Source organism: Spiribacter halobius, assembly GCF_020883455.1.
Classification (GTDB): domain Bacteria; phylum Pseudomonadota; class Gammaproteobacteria; order Nitrococcales; family Nitrococcaceae; genus Sediminicurvatus; species Sediminicurvatus halobius.
In genome coordinates, this window is sequence record NZ_CP086615.1 from 4,125,643 (window position 1) to 4,152,052 (window position 26,410).

The window sequence follows — 26,410 nt, forward strand, 5'->3', positions numbered from 1 at the left end:
ATGATACCGAACGGTCCATACACTCGCGATACTGCTTCGCGCCTACCCGACTAGAACGACTTTGGTGGGTTATAGCGGCGACAATCGAAGACTGGCGGATCGACAGACTCGCGACTTGCGGCGGCCGACCTAAACGCAAGCTAGCAAACCGCTCCCGCTGAACCCACTACAGCCGACCGCTCTCGGCCAGGAACGATCATTCAACAACCGCGCTGCTCTTAGAGTGCCGCGCCACGAGGGCCGGGGCTACTCCCGTCAACTGATCCGCGCCCCACTCACGCCAGGCCCACTCCAAACACGTCAAACCAGTTCGGCTTGATGGCACCTAGCCCCTTGATAGGTGTACCCGACGTAACACTTCACCCTATCCCCCGCCTCAAGCATTTCCCATACCTCCGGGTCCATACACTCCTCTGATGCGTACACACTCATTCCCCAACCGTCAATTTGTACAAACCCAAACCGATCCTTTTTCTCATAAAGCGTACCAAACTTTCGAGTTGGCGCGCTCCACCCCCCCATTAGGTCGCGCACCTTACTCCGCGCTGCATATGAAATCCTCGACCGCTGCAACTCCCTAAAGATATCCAACGCTCTATTTCTCTCAGCCGGGTCATCAGATTCAATCGCATACCGTGCGTCCCAAAACTTAGCTTCGTAGTTCCTATCTCCTGGCGTGTACGCTCGCCGATAGTGATACGACAATTCTGACTTGTCCGCGCCCACCCGCCTCAAGATCTCACCGTAATAAAAGTGAAGACGACGATCTGCCCGCCGACGGTCTAAGGCCCTCCCAAGAACATCCAATGCCTTCTCTGCATCTCCTGCATCTTCATACAGCGCCGCGAGTCGCGCAGCGATCAGTGGATCTCGATCATTTTCGCGAAACGCCCGCTCCAAAGCATCTTTAGCTCTCTGACTATCCCTAAGCGTCCGGGCAAGGTCCGCTTCCAGCTTGAACAAATATCCATCTCCTGGAAACCTACGCTTGCTTTCGCCCAACTCCGCTTCAGCTCTCCGCATCGCTTCATCGATTACGCGCTCAGAGATCTTGTCATCCGACAGCGCGTCCTGAAGATCAGCCAGCGCCAACTCAACGAGCGTCCCATCAATGTAGGGCGTGTGCCCCTCTCGTTCCCGAAGGCCATATAACAAGGACCGTGCTTCACTCCGCCGTTTTCCGCGTATAGAGGAGTCCCCTGCTTCCGAAGCCATATCCCTCCATACAACAGCAAGACTATGAACTATGCTTTCATCCAGCGGATCCACAGAGCGTGCTTCCGCCAGTAACTCTCTTGCCGACTCCAAACTACCATTCGGCCGAATCCGCTCAAAGTTAGCCATCTGCTGAAGCAAATATGAATCGCGCCCAACCTTTTCCAAGGCGCGAATGTAAATGCTGCTTACGTCTTGATACTCGGGAAACACTTCGGTTAGCTTTTTCGCCCTAAGCAGCCCGCGAAAAGACATCCGATCCGACTGGTAAGAGATATTTATTTTATCTAAAATTCTAGCATACTCGTTAAATCGGTCATCAGAGTCAACGAAGGCTTGTTCAAAAACAATCTCCGCAATGTCTGGGTGCCTGGCGACGTAGTGCGCGTCAGCCCCATTCTGACCTTCCCACAAGACCACTCTTTCCAAAGGTTTGTGCAACCGACTCTTGAAGTCATCGAACGCTATACCATAGATCCTACCGATTAGTCCTGCGCGTACTGGAACGCGAAGCCGATTGAGCGTACAAACTGTTCTATACAGTAGTTTTGCTTCCTTAGGTTCAATGGAGCGGTACTCATCACCAATAATATCTTCGAAGCGCTTCCCCATCGTCGCTTCGTGGAGCGCTACCAGCAACTGTCGCCCATGAACCTCACGAAGTTCCCTGACCCGCTCATCGTGCGACTTCTTCTCTAGATTCGGCCCAAGACAATTCGACTTATCAAGCAACTCAACCAGTTGCTCAATCTCGCTCTCGTTTAGATACCGAACCTCGAAAATCAACGTAACCAACTCGTCAAGACCGGTGCACCGGTTGTTCCATTCACTAAACCGTTCCGCTGTGATGATCGTTAGAGGAAGACTCTGTCGCGCCGCTTTATGGAAAAGCCTTTCAATACTACGCACGTTGTTCGCCGCGTTGTCCCAAAATAGGAGGATTCGTTCCTTCGTCGCCCGATATATCTCCTGCAGTATATCAATGTCGACGTCACCGAGTGACTGCACCCAAAGAACCGCACCCAGTCCGGCGTCCTTCGCGTCCCACGCAGCCTGTCTCAGAATTACCGTTTTCCCAGAGCCTGCTTCTCCCTTGAGTACGACCAACTCAGACGGCGCGGGACGGTCTTCTTCAGGGGTAAGCTGGGCTGCACTCCTAAGCTTGTCTCCGAGACTACGGTGGACATTGAGACCGTCCGCAATCGGGTACCAACCGAGATCGGATCCACTATAGAAGAGGGCGGGCCTTGAACTTTCTACGGCCATCCCTTTATAAAGATACTCGACATCGTCAGTGAGGAATCGGACCAGTTCTTCTGAGGGGGCGTCGTGTGTAACAAAAAGTGATTGAATGGGATGCTCTACCGGAGGACGAGCAAAACTCAGCGTACGCTCATTGGTTGGGATTCTTTCGGCTAGTTCATTAAGAAATTCCTCAAAGGTTTGATTCAAGACTGTTATTCTTCGCGTGGACCAATAATCGACTTCCGGCTGCTTCACATTGGGACGTACGATATAATACTTCGGCCGTTCCTGAAGGTTCCTTTCCCCCGCCCCCCGGTTTTCTTGGACACCGCACTGGGGGCAAGGTCCCAGGTGAGTAGCCGGGGCCATCCCCTTGCTGGCAGCAGTGAAGGAGGTGTCCATGAGCCAGCGCGATACGCAGGGGAAGAAGGACAAGGGGCGCTTCTCGAGCAAGCGCAAGACCGAGGCCGTGCTGCGCCTGCTCCGGGGCGAGGACCTGGACACGCTGAGTCGCGAGCTCGGGGTGACGGCGGCATGCCTGAGCCGCTGGCGTGAGGAGTTTCTCGCCGGCGGTGAAGCGGGGTTGAAGAGCCGTACGGCGGACGGGCGCGAGCAGCAGATCCGCGAGCTGCAAGCCAAGGTCGGCGAGCTCACCATGGACCTGGAGGCCTCGCGCGAGGCGGTCAGCCGCCTCAAGGAGGGGCGCCCTTTGGACCTGAGGAGGTCGAGCTCATGAGCCGGGCGTGCTCGATCTCCACGGGCAAGCCCTTCGGTGTGGTCCGGCTCTGCCGGGAGTGGGGCATCCCCCGCTCGACGGTCTATGCGCACCGTCACAGCGGCGCACAGCCGGCACAGCCACCCGCCCGGCGGGGGCCCGGCACGGTTCAGGGTGACGCGGAGTTGATCGCGGCCATCAAGACGACCATCCAGAGCTCGCCGTTCACCGGCGAGGGCCATCGCAAGGTCTGGGCCCGGCTGCGCCAGCAGGGCATCCGCACGGGCAAGCCCCGCGTGCTGCGGCTGATGCGCGACGCCGGGCTGCTCGCCCCGCAACGCCCCGGCCGCGACCATGGCCCCTGGGTGCATGACGGCACGATCGTCACCGAGGCCCTGGACCTCATGTGGGCCACCGATGCGACCAGCACCTGGCTGCCCGGCAGCGGCCAGGCCACCGTGTTCGCCGTGATTGATCACTGCACCAACGAGTGCCTGGGGCTGCACGCCGCGCGGCCGGGGACGCGCTTCGAGGCGCTCGAGCCGCTGCGCCAGGCCGTACGGCGCGTCTTCGGCGGCTTCCATGAGGGCATCACCCGAGGGCTGGCACTGCGCCATGATCATGGCAGCCAGTATGTCTCGGACGCCTTCCAGGACGAGGTCCGCTTCCTCGGCATGGTCTCCTCGCCGGCGTTCGTCTACGCGCCCGAGGGCAACGGCGTGGTGGAGCGGTTCTTCCGCACCCTCAAGGAGCAGTTCCTCTGGTGCCACGGCGCGCGCACCCTGGAGCAGCTGAACGAGCAGCTCCAGCAGTGGCGACATCGCTACAACGAGCAGTGGCTGATCCAGCGCCACGGGCACCGCTCACCGGCGGAGGTCCGGAGAGCCTTTCAGGCCACGACGGCAGCAGCGTGAATACAGTCATCCTGGTGTCCAAGAAACCGAGAGCGGTTCACCTTCCAATCTGCTTTATCACTTCTCGGATATTTTGGTCCTGCAAGCTGTGGCCAACAAAAACGATTGTGTTCTCGTGGCCTAGATCGTAAAGATAGCCAAATAGGCGATCACGATATTTCTTATAATCTATATACTGCTCTGTCGAAAGGATCAGCGGCAGACTGGAATCATGCGTACGCGTGATGCAGCCATGGAGCTTTACTAGCGGCACAATATCATTTGTTCGTCGGGTTTCATCTAGATTGTCGGAATTGGACAGGATAACCCGTGGCGATTGAAGTCGGTCGTGGCATTGTTCGTAAACGATCTCCGGCAGTCTGTCGTAGTTGGTCGTGAAAATTGCGCGCCAGTTGAACTGCGGTATCTGCAGGTGAAAATCAGCCGGAGCAATGTCTGCGAATTGACTGGCGACAAAGTCTTGGACTGAAAACAAGCTGTCAGCCTCGACAGCTAGATCCGCAACGAATGCAAGACTCTCATTTTTATACTCGCCATCTAAAAACTGGTCCGAGATAAGTTCGCGTAACCCTTCACCAAGGACTGGTTTCTTTTCCCGAGGAAGTGTTGTCCCTTGCAAAGCTCCAGCACCCAAGAAGAGGATGACACGTCCCTCAGTTAGTCTGTTTATTAAAGCCTCGGGAACAGACATGGTGGTCATCCTTATCGTTGGATGTTGGAGGTGCACGTAGCGCTTATGACATTGGACGATCTACCGGCATCCCGGTCAACCTCCGGAACCGGTACGCCAAACGGCGTGGCCGTGCATTGCCAAAGCCTAGTTGCGTTCTGGGGCGCGGAGTCGAACCGGTAAGGAGGGTGACCCAATAGATCACGGTTCTTGAAGTCCGAGTGTCCGATCTGGGTCCAGGCTGTGTGAAAACCCGGGGTATACTGGGTTCCTCGGCGGTAAGGCGGGGACCAAGCGATGAAGCGCTTCGTTGTCGGCGAGGCCCGTGGTCAAAGCACCCTGTTCCCGGCTTACCTTGATGACTTCATCGCAGACGACAATCCGGTCCGGGCCGTCGAGGCGTTCGTGGAAGGTCTCAATCTCCGGGCCTTGGGCTTCGACGGTGTCGATCCGCACGCCACGGGCCGCCCCGCCTATCATCCCGCGACGCTGCTCAAGATCTACATCTACGGTTACCTGAATCGGATTCAGTCGAGCCGACGCCTGGAGCGCGAGACTCAGCGCAATGTCGAGCTCATGTGGCTGGCCGAGCGCCTGTCACCGGACTTCAAGACCATTGCCGACTTCCGCCGCGACAACGGCAAGGCGATCCGGGGGGTGTGCCGCGAGTTCGTGCTGCTGTGCCGGCGGCTGAATCTCTTCTCGCAGGCGTTGGTGGTCATCGACGGCAGCAAGTTCAAGGCAGTCAACAATCGCGACCGTAACTTCACCGCCGCCAAGATGAAGCGGCGCATGGAGCAAATCGAGCAGAGCATCGAGCGGTATCTCGGCCAGCTCGATTACGCCGATCGCGACGAGCCCTCGGTAGCGGAGGCGAAGACGACACGCCTCAAAGAGAAGATCGCACGACTCAAGGAGGAAGCGCAGCGCCTTGCGGCCATCGAAGTACAGCGCCGCCAGGCGTCCGATGAACAGATCTCGCTGACCGACCCGGACGCGCGCTCCATGGCCACCAGTGGCCGCGGCACCGGCATGGTGGGATACAACGTGCAGACCGCCGTGGACAGCGAGCACCACCTGATCGTCGCCCACGAGGTGACGAACATAGGTAACGATCGCGGGCAACTGGCCAGAATGGCCACGCAGGCCAAGGAAGCGCTGACAGCGGAGGAACTCACGGTGGTCGCCGACCGAGGCTACTTCAAGGGCGAGGAGATCCTCGCCTGCGAAACCGACGGCATCACCACCTATCTGCCCAAGCCCCAGACCTCGGGGAACCAGGCGAAGGGATTATTCCCGCGACACGCTTTCCGCTACCGGAGCGAAGACGACGAGTACGAATGCCCGGCCGGCGAGCGCCTCCGATGGCGATTCACCACCGTCGAGAAGGGACAGACGCTTCACTGCTACTGGAGTTCGGCCTGCCCTGGGTGTTCGCTGCGCCCCCGGTGTACCGGTGGTCAGCAACGGCGCATCAAGCGCTGGGAGCATGAAGCCGTGCTGGAGGCGGTCCAGGCAAGGCTCGAACGTCGCCCGGAGGTCATGCGCATCCGGCGGCAAACTGTCGAGCATCCATTCGGCACACTGAAATCCTGGATGGGCTCAACGCACTTCCTGACGAAGACGCTCGAGCACGTGAGCACCGAGATGAGCCTCCATGTGCTCGCCTACAACCTCAAACGGGTCGTCAACATCCTCGGTTGCAGACCCCTGGCCGAGGCCATGCAGATTTGAGTGGCAGGGCGGCATACCGTCCCGAAACCGCCCAACGGCCCTCCTAGGGAATAATCGGCCTGTAGATACATCGGCAGAGGAGTCTCTGCTGCGACCGGGTACAGATTCCGGCACGGCAGCTGTGGCTGCCCACCGCCGGTCCGGAACCGCCCTCTGCGCTGCTCAGAGGGTGTTTTCACACGGCCTGGGTCGCTACCTGCCACCCGCCAACTCGATGAAACTCCCGGTTGCGTAGGAAGCTTCGTCTGACAGCAGCCAAAGGATGGCGCTGGCGACCTCTTCCGGCTGCCCACCGCGCTGCATGGGCAAAGATGCCTTCAGGCGATCGACCCTGCCCGGCTCTCCGCCGTCGGCGTGCATGTCGGTGTATATGAATGCCGGACGCACGGCGTTAACCCGGATCCCCTCGCCTGCAACCTCACGGGACAGGCCGATGGTCAAGGTATCCATTGCCCCTTTGGACGCCGCGTAGTCGACGTACTCTCCGGCCGCCCCCAGACGCGAGGCCGCCGAGGAGACGTTCACGATGGCACCCCCCTGACCGCCGTGCCTCGTCGACATGCGCCGCACCGCTTCCCGGCAGCAGAGGAACGCGCCGGTCACGTTGGTCGCGAGTATCCTGGTCAGCCGCGCGGCATCGATGTTCTCCACGCGGCACTGCTGCTCGAGCACGCCGGCATTGTTGACCAGGGCGGCCACCGGCCCGAGCGCCTCTTCCGCCTGCTCGAACAAAGCCTGCACATCGGTCTCGGAGGCCACGTCCGCCGCGAGCGCCCGCGCCTGCCCGCCGTTGGCCGTGATCTCGGCGACCACTCCCTCGGCCGCCTCGCGATTGCGGTAATAGTTGATGCAGACCGCATAACCGCGCCGCGCCGCCAGGCGTGCGGTAGCCGCACCGATTCCCCGGCTTCCGCCGGTGACAATGACCATCGGCTGCCCTGCCCCCATTACTGCGGCTCCAATGACGGTGCTCCCCCGGAGGTCGAGCGGTGACGGCGACCAGGCCGGAGTCCCTGCTCGTCACGCATCTTCGTCCTTGGGGCCGATCCAGAACAGGGGATTGTGGGCGACCTCCCAAAGGTAGCCGTCGGGATCAGCGAAGTAGCCAGAGTAGCCGCCCCAGAAGACCTTTCGGGGCGCCCTCACGAGCCTGGCGCCGGCCGCGGCGGCCTGCTCCATGACCTCGTCCACCGCCGGCTCGGACTTCACGTTGTGAGCGATTGCAATGCCGGCAAAGCCGCTGCCGTCCGGCGCGATCCCCGCATCCTCCGCCAGCGCCTCGCGGCCGTATAGCGCCAGCCAGCTGCCGTTCAGCGTGAAGAAGGCCACTTCCGGCGGTGAGTCCATCCTCGGCAGCCCAAGCCCGTGCTCGTAGAACCGGACCGATGCTTCCAGGTCCCTGACGCCGAGGGTAATCATGCTGATTCTCGGCTGCATCCTGACTCCCTCCCGCTCCGGCGCGGGAACGCACGCCACCGCCGCTCAGTGTAGCCCCCGCGGTCGCGCCCGGTTGCGCGCCGGGGCGAGCGACCGCGGTGGGTCGGCTTTGTCCCCCCTGGGTGGTCGAGCGAGAAACGACTCGAGCTCACTCTGGCTGCGTCGGAGTTTCAGCACTGCGCTGACAGGGAAGACGCGCCGATGCTGGGTCCCCAAGGCTCGTCGCGCGTCTTGTTCAGCGTCCGGCTCTCTGGTCATTGCCCGCGGTCGGTGGAACCGACGTGGCGAGGACGATCGCCTGTGCCACGTACATCCAGTAGATATCAGCATAGCGGCTGGCCGTGCGATGCCCCCAGGCCATGAGCAGTGCCAAGGCAACGAAGACGCCCGCGGCGATCGCGGCGGCTTGCGCCGTGAGGTTGCCCGCAGTGAAGCGCACTGCGAGCGTACCCAGTATCCAGACTGCGCTCGCGCCCGCCGTGAACGTCACCGATGCGGCGAAGCGCGCGGTTGAGGCGATGCGATCCACTACGCCCGCGATGGGCGAGGCGTAAGCCGCTGCATGGAGACGATTCTCTGTCCAGCGTTGTTGGCGGAGGCGGCATCCGGGGAGCGCGATACCGTTCCAGGTGTTCAATTTGCTCTCCAGCTGCTGCCAGGGAATCTGGCCGTCGCCATGAAATGGATGGTTGGGCGGCGCCGGGAACAGCCTTCGCACGCGCCCGGTCGTCCCCCGATAGTAGAGATAGACCATCCTCGAGGTGCCAAGGCCAAACACATACGCGAAAGCCAGCGCGGCTGCACTGCCGAGAATGCCAGGGTCCGGTGCCGAGACGATGTAGCGGCCCCAGGCGGGGATCGAGGCGCTGACTGCCAGCAGAAACAGGCCACCGCCGACCAGGCCGGAGAAGAGGAAGCCGACCACCTCGAAGATGCCGAGGCGGGAGGTGGTGTTCTGCATGCCTGGCCCTCCGCGCCGTCGCGAGTCTTGGGCACCATTGGTACGCAGAGTTTAGTCGGCGCGGCAGAGGCGGCGTCGTTCGCCGCGCTCCTGGCAGGGGCGAGTGCGCCATGACTTGGCAGCACTGCGCGGAACCCGCGCGAACACGGAGCACGCGGCTCACCGCGGCCCTCCCTGGCGCCGTGAGCGCGTGCTACACCCCGCTGCCGTCAAACCGCCGGTCCGCGTCATACCCGCCGCCCGAAACGGCGCGCGCGACTCCGAGTATCTAGCGGTCGTCTCTTAAGAGGTTCTCCGCGGTGAGGCCCTTCCCGCGGCCCCAACGCCTCCAGGGTCTCGACCTTGTCGAGCCTCAGCGATCCGCGGGGGGCAACCACCACCACGTGACAAGACGGCAGGGCTGGTCGAGCGCGTGTTCTTCACGGGTCCGGGGGAAGCGTTCTCCCCAGAAGATCGTAGCCGTCGTTGCTCACCAGGCTAGCGTTGCCACCCGAAATAGTCCGCTAGGGCGTCCAGCTCCCCGGGATGCGCGGCAAAGTGCGCACGCACCTCGTCACGGCTCTGCTTACGCAATCGTTCCCGATACGCGTCCGACGTCGTCTCGTCGAGCCTTTCCCGCAGCGCCGCGAGCTGGGACCGTGTGTCGCGAATGCTCTCGCCCATGACTTCGAGCGCTGCCTCCAGCTCGCGCTCACAGTCGAAGTTCGGGTCGTAGGCCTCGATGGCACGGCGGACCACTTCAGACCCCGAGATCTGCTCCCGCTCACTGATTTGCCGCACCGTGTCAATTTGCTCCGGCGCGAGAAGCCAGTGCCGGCGATTGAGACGCTCTCGGGCTGGCATGGGACCCTCTCCGACTGACACCCGACGACCCACACCCCGACACTATAGGACCTAGGCAGCGGACCTTCATCGCAGCCGTGTGGGCTGGAACTTACTACGGCTGCAGCCATCGTTCGACACCCTCACAGGTTCACGGCCATGCGGTCGCCACTGGCGAGGTGCACCAGTTTCCGGCAGGCGAAGGCGAGTTCGACCAGCGGTACCTTAAAGCCCTCGGTAGTTCCGTACGTCTGCAGCTCCTTCCAGGCGATGCGGTGATATGCGCCAAGACAGGAACACTCGCACTCGAGCCGGCGGGCGGTCTGGCAGGAATGCGTGCACCGCTGCTCGGGCTTGTACATATGGATGAAGTAGGCGGCGCCGAGATCCTCAAGGCTCTGCTCGATGACGCTGTCGAGCCAGGAAACCGGGAGCCTCCAGGCACCCGCATCGGGCTGCCACTGGGGATTGCGGACACGTCCCGCCCGCAGCCACACTCGGGTTCCTGCATCCGGCGGCAAACGCACGAGAAGAACCCTCCGGGCACACGTGTCGGCGCCACCAGGGAGCAGGCAAAAAACTGGGATCTGGGCGTTATTCCAGACCTTCTGGATCCGGTCGTTAGCGAGCAACTGCTTGAGCACCTGCATGGCTCTTCCTCTCTTTTGGCGAATGAAGCCTGGAGGGCGTCGGCTCCAACAACTGCCGAAGCGCCGAATGCAGATGCCTGCAGCACCCTGCTCGCGCTGAGCTGGGTGCGCTGCATCCAAGCTGGCGAAGTGGCTGCGCGTGGCCAAGACTGAAGGACTCTTCCGTCGTGCCTGGTGCACTAACCCGTCGAGGGCAACGGTCATGACCAAACCGCGCCACCCGGGACTGCCGCTGATCCCAGCGCCCCTTCCCGACGAAACGCTCTACAGCTTCGTCACCCGGATCCACCTCGTGAGCGGAAACCGCCATCCTGATGAAACGCTCGAGGCGCTGGCGGGTAGGCGCGCCTGGGCGCCTCGGTCGGTATTCCCAAGCCGGCTCGCGCACCTCGCCTCGGCGACGGGCATCCACGCGGAAGCGATCCGCGAGTGCTTGACCTTCTTCCCATTGCTGCGCCCGTTCATTAGCACGCAGCGCGCCCGGCTCATTGCGGAGGGGATGGACGGCGGCAATGGCCGCGCGCTCGCGATGGCGAGCGGTCACTTGCGCGGTGGCTTCCGCTGGCCGTCGCGGCCGCGCTTGTGCCGCCGGTGCGTCGAGCAGGATATGGAACGGTTCGGGCTCGCCTACTGGCACAGGGCGCATCAGATGCCCGTGGTCCTCGCGTGCCCCGAGCACCCCGAGCAACGGCTCTCCACGGCCGAACTCCGCGATGTCCGGCGCGCGAGACGGGTCGATCTCCGGCTGCCGGATGAGTGCATTGCCGACGCTGAGCGAGATCTCCTCCCGCGAGGGCTTCGGCCCGGAATTGCCCGACTGGCCGCCGACCTCCTCCTGGCCGCGTTGCCCAGCATTGGGAGCGAACGCCTCACCGTCCTCTACCGTGAACGGCTGGCAGAACTCGGATTCCTCACCGCGAGCGGCCGGTTGCGCCAGAGCGCCATCCACGAAAGTCTGCGCGGTCACCTCGCGCCTCTGCGAGCCGGGCTCCTGGCTCCCGCACTCGCAATCCAACCGAACAGCCACAGCGACTGGCCGGCGAAGACGTTGAGGGCTCCGCGCGGCGACATCAACGCGCTGAAGCACGTCCTGCTGATCGAATGGCTGTTCGGTGACCTGGCGACCTTCCGGGCGGCACTCCACGAGGCGCCCGCCAGGACTCACCGTGAGGAAAAGGCCTCTTGCACTAACGAGGGGCCAAGCGATGAGACCATTGCCGCACTGCTTCACGAGAAGGACGCGACTCTGCGAAGCGTCGCGGCAAACCTCGGCTGCTCCGTGACGAGCCTGGCCGTCAAGGCGCGTGCGCTGGGCCTTGAGCCGGGACGGCGTCCGAAGCGCGTCACCGATGCGGTCGAGCAGCGCATCGTCGCAGCGTTGCTCACCGGCCAGCGGGTGCAGGACGTGGCCGTCCAGAACGGTGTCTCAGAGGTCACGGTGCGTCGGGTGATTCGCGCGCAGCCGAGGCTCCGTGCCCGGCTCGAGGCAAGGCGGCTGGGCCGGGAACGGGCTCGCCGCCGGGCCCAGGCGAGGCGCTTTCGGAAGCGCCACCCGGAGGCCACGATCGGGGGCTTCCAGAGTGCGGAGCCCGCAACGTACAGCTGGTTCCAGCGACACGACCCCGAGTGGCTCCGAGGCCTCTTTCCCAGAGCAGGCCGACACGCGGGCGGAAACCCCGCGGTCGACTGGCCGTCGCGGGACCGTGCCCTTGCCGATGCGATCGCGCATGAGGGACAGGCGATGCTCGGGGCGCCGGGGAGACCCAGGCACCTCTCGTGCGCCGCTCTGCTCAGGGCAGTGGACGCGCAGGTCACCTTCGACAAGCACCGCGCCCGTCTGCCGATGACGGAGGCGGCCTTGCAGCAGTGGACCGAGTCCAGGAACGCTTACCAGCTCCGCCGTATCGTCTGGGCAGCAGGGTCTCTGCGGGCCACCTGCGGCGAAGCGCCTGCATGGCGAATTCGCCGCCTGGCCGGTTTGAACGCGTCGACTGCCGCTGACGTGGAGATCCGCGTGCGGGAGTTGAGCGACGCCCCCTCGATCCAGCCACCGGGAGCGGGGTGCCCAGGGTGATCCTGCTGGGTAGCCGCTACTTCCGCTGCGCGTGCTCACTGCCGATCTCCTGAGCGACGCGAGGAGGTTTCACTCGCGGCTGCAGCCGGGAGGCCTGCGGAGGCAGCGGGAAGAGTCGCTCCCTCGGAAACGTCGGCAGAGCCGGCGGCCACCTGGTCGGGCGTAAGCCGCAGGGACCAGAGCAGGACCAGGAAGTAGAGCGGATGCCGCGCGGCCCCGAACGACTCGGCAAGCGACGTCCAGACGATATTCGGTCGCGCTCGGCCGCGGAAGGTGGCGCCCTCCGTGCGGTAAAAGTGGAAGATGCGCGCGAGCGAAGCCTCTCCGGTCCTCGCCTCGATCCGCTTGAGCCTCTCGGCCGTCGCCGGCCGGTCACGCACCTTCAAGGGATGCGGGAGATCCAGCACCTCGGAGAGCATCTTGACGATTGCCTCCACGGACACCCCCTCAGCGTCCCGGAGCCGAAACAGGAGGGCGCCGAGCCACTCGTCCCAGGGCAGCGCCGACGACAGAGATCGCTCGGGCTCGCAGCCACAACGGGGGCGCGGCAGGGTAAGGTCATTGAGCTTGAGCTGGCTGAAGCCACAACTGGGGCAGCGTCCGCGGAGGGGCACAGCGTGCAGCGGACAACGCTCGAGACCCGGAATTTGGTGGAGTACGTGCCAGTACTCGACGCCGTGCCGGAGCACGTCCTCCTCGGCGCACCGCGGACAGTAGCGCCATGAGGCATCGTGGCAGAGCACATTCGGGTTCAGCGTTGCGATGGCGTCGTCGCTGGCGTCATCGCCAATCTCCCAGCGCTTCTCCCAAGTTGAGAGCACATTGGCCGGGAGGGCAATCCGGTAGAGGGGCAGCAGGCTGTGCCGGCGCACGAGCTCTCCCGGCGACATCCCGAGTCCTGCGGCCAATGAAGGCACCGCGGAGTGAAATGCGGCATTGAAGACGTTCTGCGACCTCAGCGGTCCAGGCTCGATGTCCAACCGATTCAGGGTATCCACCGCCGTGCGTCCCGCCGAGACCAGGTGGTGCCTCGCGATCACGCTGAAGAGATGCTCGTCCGGAAGCGGTTGCACGAGCAGGTGGCCACCGGTTCGCCGCATGACGGCCATCACGCGCACCGCCGAGACGCACTGCGCGTAAACTGGCGCGCCCGCAGTGGGGAGCGGTTCGGATGGCTCGCGGCCGCACGTAGGTCTGGCGACCTCCGTCCACAGGCGATACTCGCGGGATGCAGACCCGGCAAGGGCTGGTGTCCCAGGTGCACCTTGGCTCCCGGACCGGCAGTTTCGCACTGAGCCTCAGGCATGATTCGCCCCCTGGAGGGCATCACCCAGCACGCCCTTCAGCCGCACGATCTCCCGCTCCTGGTTGGGAGTGAGATCGAACTCGCACTCGACGTCCCTGATCTGCGTGAGCAGCTCCCGGCAGAGGTCCGGAGCGAACTGCCCATGCTTTACGCGCTGCGTGATGCGTCGGATCGAGCCCGCCGCGCCGCCCGAGGCGATGAAACGATCGCCCTCTACGAGATCCTCGTATGCGCCCGAGCGACCGCGCCGCAGCTGCTGCAGGGCGTGCCTCATCAGCCCGAACTGCTCCTTGTAGACGCGCTTGAGAAGCTGCGCATCGATGCGCTCACTGCCATCGGAGATGGCCGCCTCGTGGGCGAGCGCGAAGAGGCGAAACACGCACGCCGGAAGCCCCTGGGTGAGGTCGTAGACGAGGTCGTCCAGCTTCTGCGTGAGCTCCGCGGGCCGCCGCACCCATTGCCTCTGCCAGACGATCTGGATGAGGATCCGCCACTCCTCGCTGCCAGGTTTGATGCGATCGATCTCCACGTGCCCCCCGGTGCCGGCGCGGCGGGCCGAGCGAAACTGGTCCTCGTACACGCGGATGGCGGCCGGGGTGCCGATCTGCACCACGGGTACGCGTACCTCGTTCACCAGGGAGTCGAAGAACTGCAGCAGTGCCTGTCGGCCGCCCGCCCGCGCGAGGCTGAGATTCTGGAACTCGTCGACGAGCAGCACCGCCACCCCATAGGTTCCGAACAGGGTCTTGATCGCATGCTGCATGTCGTCGACGGAGGTCTTGGGCTTGCGGTATTCACGCCCATGGCCTGTCCCGAGGGCACGGTCGATAGCATCCAGAATCCCGAGACACAGCGCTCGCCGCGAGGCGTCAGCCGGGACATCGACACAGACGTAGACCAGCTGCCGGCACTTGAACGGGGCGCCGTCGTAGGCATCGTGCTCGATGACCTGCGGAATGCATCGGAGCAGGTTGCGTACGAGCGTGGTCTTGCCAGCACCGGAGATGCCGCAAACCACCATGCTCTCGGCGCTCGAGGTCTCGGTGACCTGCCGATTGCGGGCCAGGTCGTAGTGCCAGCGAACGGTCTCGGGAGACAGGGGATTGCGCTCCACGTAGCCCGAGCAAAGCAGGCGGTGCAGCTTCCGGTACACCTCGAGGTACTGGCGCGTCGGCACGACACAGCGGAGCAGCCGCTGCGATGCCGCGACACGGTCCTCGGCAGGCAACTCGCGCTCCCCGGGCGTGAACTCGGGCAACACCCGAAGCGCCTTGATCACCTCCCGGTCCGGGCGCAGCGGCGGTAGCGCCTCGGCGTACGGGTTGCCGGCAAGCTCCGGAAGCGTGCTCGGAGTGTACTCGGCGGTGGCCACGCTAACCGGCATCATCGTCTCCCATCAGCACATCGGACATGGATTCCCAGTAACTACTCGTAGACTCCGCGTGCGGGCCCCCCGAGTCCTCATCGACGTCGCCCGGCGAGGGCTCAGCGCCTGGATCGACCGCCCCCAGTTCGCTCTCCGCGATAGCCTCGAAGCGGTCGGCATCCCGGAGCACCTCAACGCCCTTCTCCTGCGCCCTCTGCTCGGCGATCGGCTGGCGGCTGACCTCACCGGGGGTCAGTCGCTCGCGCTGCGCACGCGCGGCCTTCGCCTTCTCGGCCATCTCTTCCTTAACGGCGAGCTTGTGCTCGAGGGCCGGCGTCTCGCGGGCGGCCTTCTCCCTGGCTTCCTCGTGCAGACGAATCTCGATCTCATCGAAGGAGCATCGGAGGAAGCGCTGGAAACGCGCTGAGAGGGTGGCCCATGCGAAGGACCCGTCGGGCAGCACCACGAGGATGTACCGCGCGGTATGGCGCAGATACCGGACCTCGAGCTGCGGCGAGCGGTGCCTCCGGGGCTTTCTGTCCTGGAGCCCGAGGTCACGCACCTCCTGGCACACGTAGATGCATCCCTCGAAGATGAGGCCTTCTCGCTCCACGCGCGCCACGCCACGCTCCAGCAGGCTCAGATACAGCTGCCGGTCGTCCATGACCTTTCCGAGCCAGGGCCGATGACGGATGCCCCAGCGCCAGATCGACATCGCCGTAGGCGCCACCCCGTCGCGAATCATCTGCTCGTCCAGCCGTTCGTAGGGCAGTTCATGGTGATGATTTCGGTTGATGACGATGCGCATGAGATGCTGGTAGACCTCCTCGAGCGTGAAGAGGGCGTCCCGTTTCGGGTCTCGCCGCCCGGGCCGTCCCCGGTCCTTGGGGATGTAGCCGTCCAGGGACTGCAGCTCCAGGTTCAGCTGACCGAGCTCGAACTCGATCGGGCCCTTGTCGTCGCCGCGGCGGGCACGGCCGTACTCGACGATGATCTGGAGGTCCCGACCCACCGTTTCCGAGAGAGCCGTTGCAAACTCTTGGTTATCCACAAAGAGGATTTGTGGTACTCCCCCCTCCGGGAGCTCCTCCTCCGGGAGCTCCATGCCTAGCTCGGCGAAGAACGCCTCGCCTTTCCTGCGGATGGCGCAGTAGAGCGCGAGTCGTGCGTTCGCCCAGGAAGGCTCGCCCAAGCAGACGTAGAGCCCCACCGTCACGTTCGAGAAGGCGTCAATTACCTGGTAGACGGTGGCCCGCCCGACCAGCAGTGTCTGCGATGAGCAGAATCGGGATCGCAGCTCCATGTCGAGCGGTGTGGAGTCGAGCTGGAAGACGTGACCGGGGCCCTCCGGGCGGGGTGCCGTTCCCGTGCGCCCCTCGAAATCTTTCTGGTACTCGGACCGCGCCCGCCGAATCTGCCCGGGGCGGATACCCGATCGGTCCAGAAACTTCCTCGCGTAGTAGCGGAACTGGTGAAGGCTCGGCCGATCGTCGTGGTCGTACAGTGCGGGCGTCACCTTCCCCGTTGGCATGGCCCGTTGTCCCGTGCTGTAGAACGTCGGCAGCAGCTCGTCGTAGTAGCAGTCCTTAAGTGTTCGCCTCGAATCGGTCGGCAGGTACCACTTTCGGATGACGAACTCGATATTGCGGACGTCCTCAGCCGCAACGTTCCTGCCCATGAAGCCGTCCCGGCGCGGCGCCCCGCGCTTGACGGACCCACGGCCTTCTGGTGAGGAGCAGCCGCAGCGGTGGTACTCGGGGAGCAGCGCGTTGATGTGCTGCCCGTGGCGGAGAAAGCGGTTGAGACGACGGTAAAGGGTTTCTCGTGAGCAGCCGAGCTCCTTGGCACGCTCCTGGACGAGCCGGTTGCGCTCCGAGCCGAGGAGAAACTCTTCGAGCCGATCGACAATCGGCCGGATCGACTCGAACGATCGATCGCGGCTATCCAGCGTCTTTCGGGGGAAGGCGACGTCGGCACGCAGCATCCAGTCCGGCAGATCGAGCGTGCTGCAGATGATCTGATCGGTGTCGAGCCAGTGGCGGACAGCGCTCAACGCAAAGCACCTCGGCTGCCGCCGGGCGCCGGTCAGCTCCACGCCGAACAAACGGTCCACCCCGGGCTGGAGCAGCGCGACCACGTACGAGTGATCGAGCGGTCCATGCTCGAACGCCGGGTGCGGCTGCAGCACCGCATTAACCGCAAGCATGGACCACCAGCTCCAGTTCCTCGGCGGAGTGCTCCAGGCGGAGAGGGTGCTCGAAGGCCATATCCGCCAGCCGCCACCACAGCGCGTGGTAAAGGATGTGCACGCCGTCCCGGTACTCGAGCCCGGTCTGCTCGCAGGCCCGGTCGATGAGCTCCGCAACACGGAGATAGGGGCGCGAATCGATCGCGCAGCCAAGCTCCCAGAGCCAGGCGTCGCGGTGAGGCACGAGTTCCTGCCTCAGCTGTGCGAACCCATGGAGCAGCAGGAGCGTCCCGTTCTCTTGGGTACGGATCTCCAGGTCCGTGATGAGCCGCCAGCCAATGCCCCGATCCCGCCAGTATGTCTCCTCGACCAGGAGCTTCTCGCGAGTACGCGGCTTCTCGAGCGCATACGCGGCCTTGACCGAGTGCACCTCCTGTCCGCCATCCACCCGGTCCACGAGGAAATCCGAGGTCATGACGATGTAGGTCGATGAGGCTGGGTAGCGCGGGTGCCGAATCTCGAGGCGGTCTGCGATGTCGACCGTCACCACGACCGGCAGCAGGGGATACTGCTCCCGGATCGCGACCACGCGGGGGTCACGCTCCAGTCGGCAGACATAGAGGCTCTCCGAGTGGGACATCAGGTGGTAGATCCGGCCCGGACACAGCAGGCTCGGGATGCGTCCCCGGGTGCCGTTCGAGCGCACGTCCTGGGTGTTCAGGAACGGCTCGTACCGGCCCTCGGCGTCAGCGCGCCGCCACTTCTCGACCCATCGGTCTCGCCGGGCCGGCGTTGCCCCGCGCATGCGCTTCATCGCTTACCCCACGCATGGTTGAGTCGGCAACTGCGCTGCCCGGGTGCCTGCATCATCTGGCCGGCGGCCGCCATGAGGACGGGGCCGGTCCTCAGGAGTAATTGCTTTTGCATTCGGCTTCGGGGCATCGGTGCTCCTGATTTTCTCGCTCCCGCCTGCGGCATCTCGAAAGACCCATACTCAGCTCGACACGAATCGCGCTTATAGGACAAAACCTACCCTCCCGCAATACCCATGAGCAGGCCTTTGTTACTGATTTATATGGATTTTCAGGAAATTAATACGGGCGGATTCGTTTCCTGTAAGCGTACTTGAATTCGCAAACCGTGGAGCGCGAATGGGTTTTCATGCGGAGGCGCGATCGACAAGAATTAATATCCCGAATACTAATGCTCGCGCGCCCGATTTGCGGAACAGAAGCCGAGAGGAGCGGATTTCCGGGTCTGAGACTTCCGTCACACTTTCTCTCCGCCCTCGAGGTGCTTGTCGACATGGTCGGCGGCATCTTCACGCTGGACATGGGCGTAACTCCCCTGTTGCGCACGATACGAACCGTGCGCGGTGGCCTATGAAGTACGTTTAAGGGGGAGGGTGCCCTAGCCTATTCGCTGCCACGCCCGGGTGGCCGTGGACTGAAGCAGGCGCGGCAGAGTGACGTGCACACCGAAGGTGGGCGGATCTTGCACCCAGGCACGAACGCGTTGCTTCGGGGCATTCGTCGGGAGGGAGAGGTTGTGCATCACCAAACACCAGATGTGAAGGTGATCACTAAGTGTATGGAATCGCACCACCTGGGTCAAGTATTTCTTGACACTCTGGCGCGACTATGTTTCGCGCAGGCAGGCTAGGTGTCGAGTGAATCAAGCAGTCAGCTGCATTGACGCACCTAGTCGTTCAGGTACGACTCTGACATCCCATCGAGCGTCATCTTTGCCTCCTGCCATTCCGGCATGGCCCGCTTGAGCAGTCGGTAGAAGCGGGAACTGTGGTTGTGCTCCCGCAGGTGGCAGAGTTCGTGAAGAATTACGTAGTCGATACAGCGGATCGGGGCCTTCACCAAGTCGGGGTTGAGAATGATTCTCCCGGCAGGGGAACAGCTACCCCACTGGGTTTGCATCGCCCGGATGGACCAGACGGGTGGCTCGTCCACCCATGGAAGCCGCTGGCTCACAGCAAGTAGTCGCCGCGCGAATATCTCGCCACCACGATACCGATACCAGCGGGCGAGCCGCCTCTTGATGGCGGCTGGGGAGTTATCCCGGGTCGTGACCCGGATCTGCCCCCGGAGCATCTTTACGTTTTCCTCGGCGCTGGAGGGAATGACCTTCAACATATACCGGCGACCAAGGTAGAAGAGGGTCTCGCCACTGACGTACTGGCGTTCGAGCACTGAGGCGCGGCGTGCCTCGATGTCGTCAAGGTGTCGACTCACCCAGCGGGCGCGCTTCAGGAGCACCTCTTTGGCCTCGGCCAGAGTGGTGTCTTGCGGCGTTTCTACTTCGACCAGGCCGTTTGGATAGACGTGGATTCGCGCTTCGTGCCCATCAGCCTCGCGTGCGTGCCAGTAGAACTTCAGTTTGCGTTCCCCGTATTGCACCGCGTGCGTCTTGCCGTGCAGCCGCTGGATATCAGTCACGTCTCAGCCCGACTCTCACGATGTGGACGACTTGATCCAGGATTCGGTTGGCATTGTCCAGGCCGAAGCGCCTGAACAAATCCGGGAGCAGCGCCTTGCGGATGCCGGCGTCGATACCACCGGGGTTCAGTGTGTTCTCCGCCACCACGTCGGCAACCGTCTCGTCGATCTTCAGCGCCAGCTGGATTAACTCGTCGGCGTCCTCCTCCATCCGTGCGTCAACCTCCTCATCGCCCATCACCAATCGGAAAACACCAAAGTAGGCCTTGGCGTGGGGCCTGCTGGCCAGCGCCTCCGGAATGCCCGGGGTGCGCCGCTCGTTCACGCGGTCCTCGAACGCCCGGAACAGTGCATATTGCTTTACCGGATGATCGAACAGCGCGTCGGCCTCCTCGATGGCCTTCTTCAACAGCTCGGAGAACACCTTCTGCGCATATGGGTCATCCCGCAGATCCTGCTCGATAGTCTTCCGAGTGCGCGTGCGAATGGTGTCCGCCTCGTTGCGGGTCTTCTGGTCGTCCCACTCTTCGGGGTTCTGGCCCAGACGATCCACCTCGTATGTGCCTTCGCCCTCCTTGACCTTAAGCCCGACGACGTCCCGATCCACGAGCTTGCGGATCTGCTTCTCGTAGGCGCTGTAGTCCACCGTCTCCTGCGCGTCCTGACGGGCGATTTGGCGGAGTTCGGTGAAGAACTTGAGGTCGCGCTTATATGTGTTGAGCATCGCCTCGGTAAAGGACTTGTCCTCGAAGAACGAGTGAGATGAACGGGCCACCTGCAGGCACACGCCGAATTCCGTCAGCGCCTCATAGAAGTCCTCGCGCAGTTTCTGACGCGCGTCGTACTCGACGCCCTCGCTGTCGGTCTCGTAGCGCGGCATCAGCACCTGCCGGAACGCTTCCTGATCGTAGGTGTTTTCCACCCCCTGGAAGAACGACCACAGTTTCTCGTGCAGCTTCGGAAGGCGCTTGTACTCGGTGCTCACACTCCGGTAGAGGCCATCGATGTCGTCGATGTCGTAGCCGCCCTGGGTATGTTCCTCCAGGTTCTGGTACTGCTTGATGGCGGTATCCAGCTCGGCGAGGATGCCCCGATAGTCAATCAGCAGTCCGTAGGCCTTTTCCTCGTGCAACCGGTTCACCCGCGCAATGGCTTGGATCAGGTTGTGCCCCTTTAGCGGCTTGTCGATATACAGCACCGCGTTGAGCGGCTCGTCGAAGCCGGTGAGCAGCTTGTCCACCACGATCAATAGATCGGGATCGCCCTCCATGCCGAAGTGCTCGATGGCCTGGCGCTCGTATTCGTAGGGGTCACCCTGGACGTTGTTCGACCACCACTGCTGCACCTCCGGCAGCTCGGCCTCGTCCACCTCACTGTGGCCCTCTCGAGTATCCGGCGGCGAGATCACCACACGGGAAGTGACTAGCTCAGTCTCGTCCAGGAATTTCTTGAAGCGGATGGCGGAAAGCTTGCTGTCACAGGCCACTTGGCCCTTCAGGCTCTTGCCCAGCTTTTTGAAGTGCTGATTAAAATGGATCGCGATATCCCACGCGATCAGTCGGATGCGGTTCTCGGCGCCGTAGATGGCACCGCGCTTGGCGTACTTCCGTTTGAGGTCCGCCTTCTGGTCGTCGCTCAGCCCCTGGGTTATGGTCTCGAACCAATTGTCGATGGCCTCCTGGTTCACATCCAGCGCCGGGCGACGCTCTTCGTACAGCAACGGCGCCACCGTTTTGTCCTCCACGGCCCGACGCATCGTGTAGGCGTGGACGATGGGCCCGAAGGTATCAACCGTCTCTTGGCGATCCTTCTTGAGCAGCGGGGTGCCGGTGAAAGCGATATAGCCCGCCCGCGGCAGCGCCTTGCGCATGCGCTGATGGTTCTCACCGCCATGGCTGCGGTGACCCTCGTCCACCAGCACCAGCAGGTTCTCTCTGGGGTTGTAGCACTCCTTGTACTTGATCGCGGACAGGAACTTCTGCACCAGCGTGAAGATCACGCGCTGGTTGCCCTTGCCGATCTGCCAGGCCAGCTCGCGGCCGGAGCCCACCCGCGCATGGCCTGCCTCACCGGTACTCACCGAGGCTAGGCCCAATGCGCCCGCGGCGGCAAAGGTGCGCGAAAGCTGCTTCTCCAGATCCACGCGGTCGGTGACCACCACCACGCGGCACTGCTTGAGGGACTCGTGCAGCACCAGCAGCTTGCTGAGAAACACCATGGTGAACGACTTGCCGGAGCCGGTGGTATGCCAGATCACCCCACCCTGGCGGGAACCCTTGGCGTCCACCTGGCTGACCTTCTCCAGCAGTTCCTCTATACCGAAGAACTGCTGATAGCGGGCGATGATCTTCTCGTTCTTGTAGAAGAGGATGTAGTAGCGCAGCAGCTTCAGGAGCCGCGCCGGACTGAGAATGCCGATGAGCAGTTCGTCCTGCTCCGTGGGCAGCACGGGTCCGGACCACAACTGCTCGAAGTGATCACGAACGGCCGGGGCACGGTCGGCGAAGAGCGCGTCGACTTGCTCGTCGCTCAGTGGTCGGTTCTTGATCGCCTCGCGTTCGACCTCGCTGATGCGCTCCTCCTTCCAGAGAGACCAGAACTTCCTCGGCGTGCGTGTGGTGCCGTAACGTCCTTGGGTCTGACTCACCGCCACCAGCACCTGGGCGAAAGCGAACAGGTAAGGGATCTCCTGCACGCCCTGGTTGCGCAGCATCTGGCTGATGCTCTCGTCGATCATGGACTTGTTCGGATTGCCGGAAGCGGCCCGCTTGGCCTCGATCACCACCACCGGGATGCCATTGAGAAAGCCGACCACGTCAGGACGCCTGTGGCCCGTAGCGGAGGCGTTCTGCACCTCCATTTCCTCGGTGACCAGGAAGCTGTTCCGATCGATATCGTCCCAATCAACCAGCGGCACGGTGACCGCGTGCCGCTTACCATCAGGCATGAACTCATTGACGGTGATGCCCAGGGTGAGCATGTCGTGCACCGCCTCGTTGGCCGACATCAACCCCTCGGCCAGTCCCGGCGCGGCGAGCGTGCTGAGCACCTGCTGGATGCCTTCGCTGGAGAGCCGATAGGTCTCGGCCTTGTACTCGAAGCGGTGCTGGCGCAGAAACTCGATCAGCGTCGGGCGCAACAGTACCTCGCGCGCGGAGTCTCCGCGCAGCTCCATAACCTCCGCCGGCGAGCGGTATTCCCAGCCCAGCTTCATCAATGTCACCAAGGCCGGAATATGCGAAGCGTAGAGCTCCCCGGTGTTGGGGGTTACTTTATCCAACAAGATGCTCTCCGGTTCCTGGTCATGATCGGCCTCAGGCAGTGGCCTGTTCCGCCTCGTCCACTTTGACGCGGCGCTTTCCAGTGAGGAGCTGCTGCATCAGAGCCTTCTTTTCCTGCTCCAACTGCTCCACCTGTTCCTTCAGGTAGCTAATAACCTCATCTTCTTTGCTCAACACTTCAGCTATCGCTCGCTGCTCGCTACGCTCAGGCACAACGACCTTGATCTTTGAGAACTGCTGGTACTTCAGATTTAACGTATCTGATACTAAGCCCTGGGAATTCCGGTAGAAGCGATGCACCATTCTCGGCAACTTAAAGAGATAGGATGCGAAGCGTGGGTCAATGTCCTTTTTGGGCTTAAGGACGGTATATGCCGGACTAACAATACCTTCACGGCTGGATAACCCCGAAACGCCTTGCCACATGCGCATGGTGTTATAGGCAATATCGCCGGGACATACTCTAAGATACTTCGATTTGTCGTCGCTGGAGGTATCCTTTCTTCCAACCTTGCCTTGGCTAATGATGCCCTGTTCCGAGGTGACCGAGAGGAGCGGCAACCCTATAGCTCCAAACTCCTTTCTTTCCTCAAACAGGTCGCCGAGGGGCGCTTCAATCCACGCGCGCTCATACCCTGGCAACCGCTTCTTCCCCGTCAGCAACTGCTGCATCAGGGCCTTTTTCTGCTGCTCGCTATTGGCCAGAAGCTGCTCTGTGGTGGCAATGGCTTCGCCCCAGGTGGAGAGGATTTTGGCAATTTTTTCTTGTTCTTGCAGCGGCGGAACAAGAACTGGAAACTCTTTAAGCTGAGTGGAATTTATCGAGGCAAGATTCGTGCTTCGCTTAGAGCAATTCAGAAAGTACGTTTTTCCATAATTACTTGCGGCCAATGCAGCGAGGAAATATGGCTCAATGACGCCACGGTTTACTCTCACCGCAAAAACATGGTTCTGATGAAGGCACGGATCTACTCTCCCATCCCACACATCGCCGCGGCCGAGCTTGTCGAAATCTCCCCCCTCGTTCATGAGGACATCGCCTACTTTGAGTGAATAACGCTCGAGCTGGCTCTTTTCTATTTCGATGGTTTTAAGTTCGGTTGTGTCAATATATCCATCTTGAACATTCGCAACACGAAGATAGGGGACGCTAACCCCATCTTTCAGTCCGCTTTTGCCCTTGGCCACGCCCGAACGTACCTCAGCAATTTTAACCAACGGCACTCTTTCCCACCCCTCAGGAACCATATCCCAGCTCCTTCAGGTAGCCGTCCATCTCCTGCTCCAGCGTTGCCAACTTGTCCTTGAGCTGCTTGCGCTCGGCCCGCACCGCCATCAAGTCGATCTCTTCCTCTTCCTCGAAGGTATCCACGTAGCGGGGAATATTCAGATTGAAGTCGTTCTCCGCGATTTCCGCCGGCGTGGCGAGGTGAGCGTATTTGTCCACTTCGACGCGAGCTGTGTAGGTCTCGACGATCTTGCGGATATTCCCTTCGGACAACGCGTTCTGGTTCTTTCCCGGCTGGAACTCCCGGCTGGCGTCGATGAAAAGCACGTTCTCGTCGGTCTTGTCCTGGCGGAACACCAGGATCGCTGCCGGGATACCGGTGCCGTAGAACAGCTTCTCCGGCAGACCGATAACGGCATCCAGCAGGTCCTCCTCGATCAAGTGCTTGCGGATCTTCCCTTCGCTGGAGCCGCGGAACAGCACGCCATGGGGCACCACCACGCCCATACGGCCCGTGCCGGGCTTCAGCGTTTCGACCATGTGCAGGATGAAGGCGTAGTCGCCCTTGGTCTTCGGCGGCACACCGCGGCGGAAGCGGCCGTAGGGGTCATCGCCGGCGCCTTCGTGGCCCCACTTGTCCAGAGAGAACGGCGGATTGGCGGCCACTACATCGAAATGCTTTAGGCGACCTTCATCGTCCAGCAGCTTCGGGTTTCGCAGGGTGTCGCCCCACTCGATCTTGTGGTTATCCACCCCGTGCAGAAACATATTCATCTTCGCCAGCGCCCAGGTGCTGCCGATGGCCTCCTGACCGTACAGGGCGAAGCGCTTCGAGCCGTTGTAGGCGTTCTTGATCTGGTTGGCGCATTTCAGCAGCAGCGAACCGGACCCGCAGGCTGGATCGCAAATCTCGTCGCCTTCCTTCGGGGCCAGCAGCTCAGCGATCAGTTCGGAGACCTCAGCCGGCGTGTAAAACTCGCCGGCCTTCTTACCGGACGTCGCCGCGAACTGGGCGATCAGGTACTCGTAGGCGTTGCCGATGATATCCAGCCGACCAATGCGGCTGGGACGCAGGTTCAGTTCCGGCCGATAGAAGTCCTCCAGCAGCGCCCTGAGGATCTCGTTTTTGTGCTTCTCGTCACCGAGCTTGGTAGAGTTGAAGCTGATGTCCTGAAAGACGTCACTCAGCTTCTGACTGTTGCTTTCCTCGATGGCGTGCAGCGCCTTGTCGATGCGCTCACCGTTACCCGGCTCATGCCGGCGCTTGTACAGGTCGTAGAAGTTGGCGCCCTCTGGCAGCACGAACCGCTCGTTCTTCATCAGCTCCTGGATCAGTTCCGGGTGGTCGCCATGCTCTTCCTGATACTGCTCCCAGTGGTCCTGCCAGACGTCCGACAAGTACTTCACGAACAGCATGGTGAGCACATAGTCCTTATAGATGCTCGGGTCCACGGTGCCGCGGAAGGTGTCGCAGGCGCGCCAAACGGCCTTATTGATCTGGTCCTGGTTGATCGTGTTGCTCACTTCTCTGCCCCGTTCAGTAACCGCTGGAACATGCCGTGCACCAAGGTTTCTCCGTTCTCAATAAGTGCTTCCGAGAGCCGCCGCTCCTTTTCCCACAGGGCGTTCAGTCGAAGGATCTTCTCCTGTGTCTGACGGGCGGGCAGCGACAACTCGAAATCCCGAAGGGCCTTCTTGTTGATGGAGAAGATGCTGGTTCCCGACTGAAGCTCGGCAAGCCGCCTCTGGGTATCTTCGTAGTTCAAGGTCCAGCACAGGAACTCCGGCGAGATAGGACCGCTATTCCGAACTCTAAGCACGAGGAACTGGTTCGACGGCACGACCTGGCTTTTCTCGTCGCAAAATACTGCGGCTCGGTTGTAGCTACCCTTCGCCGCGAACACCACTTCGCCCGGTTCAAGCACTGGCGGCCGACCTTCACTGTGCCACTCGATGACGGAAAGACGCGATGGATCGACGACGGTGGTGTCCCGGACATCACGAATCTGGAGGCCTAGCAGTCCGCTGGCATACGACTCCGATGTGGCTTTGCGGAATGTATACCCGCTGCGCACCTGAGCGATTTCTCCGATTGATACGGTTCGTGTCATCTGTCCCTCTTTCAGTTGGGCGCCGTCCTTGGCACCTCGCCAA

At 62.2% G+C, this 26,410-nt stretch carries 19 protein-coding genes; 3 read left to right on the forward strand and 16 right to left on the reverse strand.

Going from position 1 to position 26,410, the window contains the following annotated elements:
- Positions 1–300: 300 nt before the first annotated feature.
- Positions 301–2,667, reverse strand: coding sequence for an ATP-binding protein (locus LMH63_RS19175; RefSeq protein ID WP_146205271.1), 2,367 nt, complete (start codon positions 2,665–2,667; stop codon positions 301–303).
- Between the two features lie 178 nt (positions 2,668–2,845).
- Here LMH63_RS19175 and LMH63_RS19180 point away from each other — a divergent pair.
- A protein-coding gene (locus tag LMH63_RS19180; protein ID WP_439654556.1) for an IS3 family transposase occupies positions 2,846–4,089 on the forward strand; the annotation gives its coding sequence in 2 pieces (ribosomal slippage) (positions 2,846–3,148 and positions 3,151–4,089; 1,242 coding nt in all).
- 37 nt (positions 4,090–4,126) lie between these two features.
- Here LMH63_RS19180 and LMH63_RS19185 read toward each other — a convergent pair.
- A complete protein-coding gene (locus tag LMH63_RS19185; RefSeq protein ID WP_158280455.1) occupies positions 4,127–4,780 on the reverse strand; it encodes an SIR2 family NAD-dependent protein deacylase in 654 nt (217 codons plus the stop codon).
- Between the two features lie 276 nt (positions 4,781–5,056).
- On the opposite strand from LMH63_RS19185, the gene LMH63_RS19190 reads away from it, so the two are divergent.
- Positions 5,057–6,493, forward strand: a complete 1,437-nt coding sequence (locus LMH63_RS19190; protein ID WP_109680425.1) for an IS1182 family transposase — start codon at positions 5,057–5,059, stop codon at positions 6,491–6,493.
- Positions 6,494–6,685: 192 nt separating this feature from the next.
- On the opposite strand, the gene LMH63_RS19195 is transcribed toward LMH63_RS19190, so the two are convergent.
- From LMH63_RS19195 to LMH63_RS19215, 5 genes are all read right to left on the reverse strand, one after another.
- Positions 6,686–7,423: an SDR family oxidoreductase gene (locus LMH63_RS19195; RefSeq protein WP_229332670.1), complete on the reverse strand. Its 738-nt coding sequence runs from the start codon at positions 7,421–7,423 to the stop codon at positions 6,686–6,688.
- 90 nt (positions 7,424–7,513) lie between these two features.
- Positions 7,514–7,930 (reverse strand): VOC family protein, encoded by a 417-nt coding sequence (locus LMH63_RS19200; RefSeq protein WP_109678244.1) that lies wholly within the window; start codon positions 7,928–7,930, stop codon positions 7,514–7,516.
- Between the two features lie 235 nt (positions 7,931–8,165).
- Entirely contained in the window at positions 8,166–8,891 is a 726-nt protein-coding gene (locus LMH63_RS19205; RefSeq protein ID WP_109678246.1) for a hypothetical protein, read from the reverse strand.
- Positions 8,892–9,368: 477 nt separating this feature from the next.
- Positions 9,369–9,734, reverse strand: coding sequence for a hypothetical protein (locus tag LMH63_RS19210; RefSeq protein WP_109678248.1), 366 nt, complete (start codon positions 9,732–9,734; stop codon positions 9,369–9,371).
- 122 nt (positions 9,735–9,856) lie between these two features.
- On the reverse strand, positions 9,857–10,363 hold the full coding sequence (locus LMH63_RS19215) for a hypothetical protein (protein WP_146205199.1): 507 nt from the start codon (positions 10,361–10,363) through the stop codon (positions 9,857–9,859).
- Positions 10,364–10,565: 202 nt separating this feature from the next.
- On the opposite strand from LMH63_RS19215, the gene LMH63_RS19220 reads away from it, so the two are divergent.
- On the forward strand, positions 10,566–12,437 hold the full coding sequence (locus LMH63_RS19220) for a TnsD family Tn7-like transposition protein (protein ID WP_109678252.1): 1,872 nt from the start codon (positions 10,566–10,568) through the stop codon (positions 12,435–12,437).
- 35 nt (positions 12,438–12,472) lie between these two features.
- Here the strand turns inward: LMH63_RS19220 and LMH63_RS19225 are convergent, their stop codons facing one another.
- The 9 genes from LMH63_RS19225 to LMH63_RS19265 form a co-directional block, all read right to left on the reverse strand.
- On the reverse strand, positions 12,473–13,546 hold the full coding sequence (locus tag LMH63_RS19225) for a TniQ family protein (RefSeq protein ID WP_109678254.1): 1,074 nt from the start codon (positions 13,544–13,546) through the stop codon (positions 12,473–12,475).
- 189 nt (positions 13,547–13,735) lie between these two features.
- Complete coding sequence (locus tag LMH63_RS19230; RefSeq protein WP_158280353.1) at positions 13,736–15,127, reverse strand: ATP-binding protein; 1,392 nt, start codon at positions 15,125–15,127, stop codon at positions 13,736–13,738.
- Positions 15,117–17,315, reverse strand: coding sequence for a TnsB C-terminal domain-containing protein (locus tag LMH63_RS19235; RefSeq protein ID WP_109678258.1), 2,199 nt, complete (start codon positions 17,313–17,315; stop codon positions 15,117–15,119). The genes LMH63_RS19230 and LMH63_RS19235 overlap by 11 nt, the downstream gene beginning before the upstream one ends.
- On the reverse strand, positions 17,302–18,111 hold the full coding sequence (locus LMH63_RS19240; protein ID WP_109678260.1) for a TnsA endonuclease N-terminal domain-containing protein: 810 nt from the start codon (positions 18,109–18,111) through the stop codon (positions 17,302–17,304). The genes LMH63_RS19235 and LMH63_RS19240 overlap by 14 nt, the downstream gene beginning before the upstream one ends.
- Before the next feature lie 886 nt (positions 18,112–18,997).
- The gene (locus LMH63_RS19245; protein WP_199225646.1) at positions 18,998–19,747 is read right to left on the reverse strand and encodes a M48 family metallopeptidase; all 750 of its coding nucleotides are present in this window, start codon (positions 19,745–19,747) and stop codon (positions 18,998–19,000) included.
- Positions 19,740–22,961 (reverse strand): type I restriction endonuclease subunit R, encoded by a 3,222-nt coding sequence (locus LMH63_RS19250; protein WP_109678262.1) that lies wholly within the window; start codon positions 22,959–22,961, stop codon positions 19,740–19,742. Before LMH63_RS19250 ends, LMH63_RS19245 begins: the two co-directional genes overlap by 8 nt.
- 100 nt (positions 22,962–23,061) lie before the next feature.
- Positions 23,062–24,276, reverse strand: a complete 1,215-nt coding sequence (locus tag LMH63_RS19255) for a restriction endonuclease subunit S (protein ID WP_109678264.1) — start codon at positions 24,274–24,276, stop codon at positions 23,062–23,064.
- On the reverse strand, positions 24,266–25,780 hold the full coding sequence (locus tag LMH63_RS19260; protein WP_109678266.1) for a type I restriction-modification system subunit M: 1,515 nt from the start codon (positions 25,778–25,780) through the stop codon (positions 24,266–24,268). The genes LMH63_RS19255 and LMH63_RS19260 overlap by 11 nt, the downstream gene beginning before the upstream one ends.
- Positions 25,777–26,367: a restriction endonuclease subunit S gene (locus tag LMH63_RS19265; protein ID WP_109678268.1), complete on the reverse strand. Its 591-nt coding sequence runs from the start codon at positions 26,365–26,367 to the stop codon at positions 25,777–25,779. The genes LMH63_RS19260 and LMH63_RS19265 overlap by 4 nt, the downstream gene beginning before the upstream one ends.
- Between the last annotated feature and the right edge of the window lie 43 nt (positions 26,368–26,410).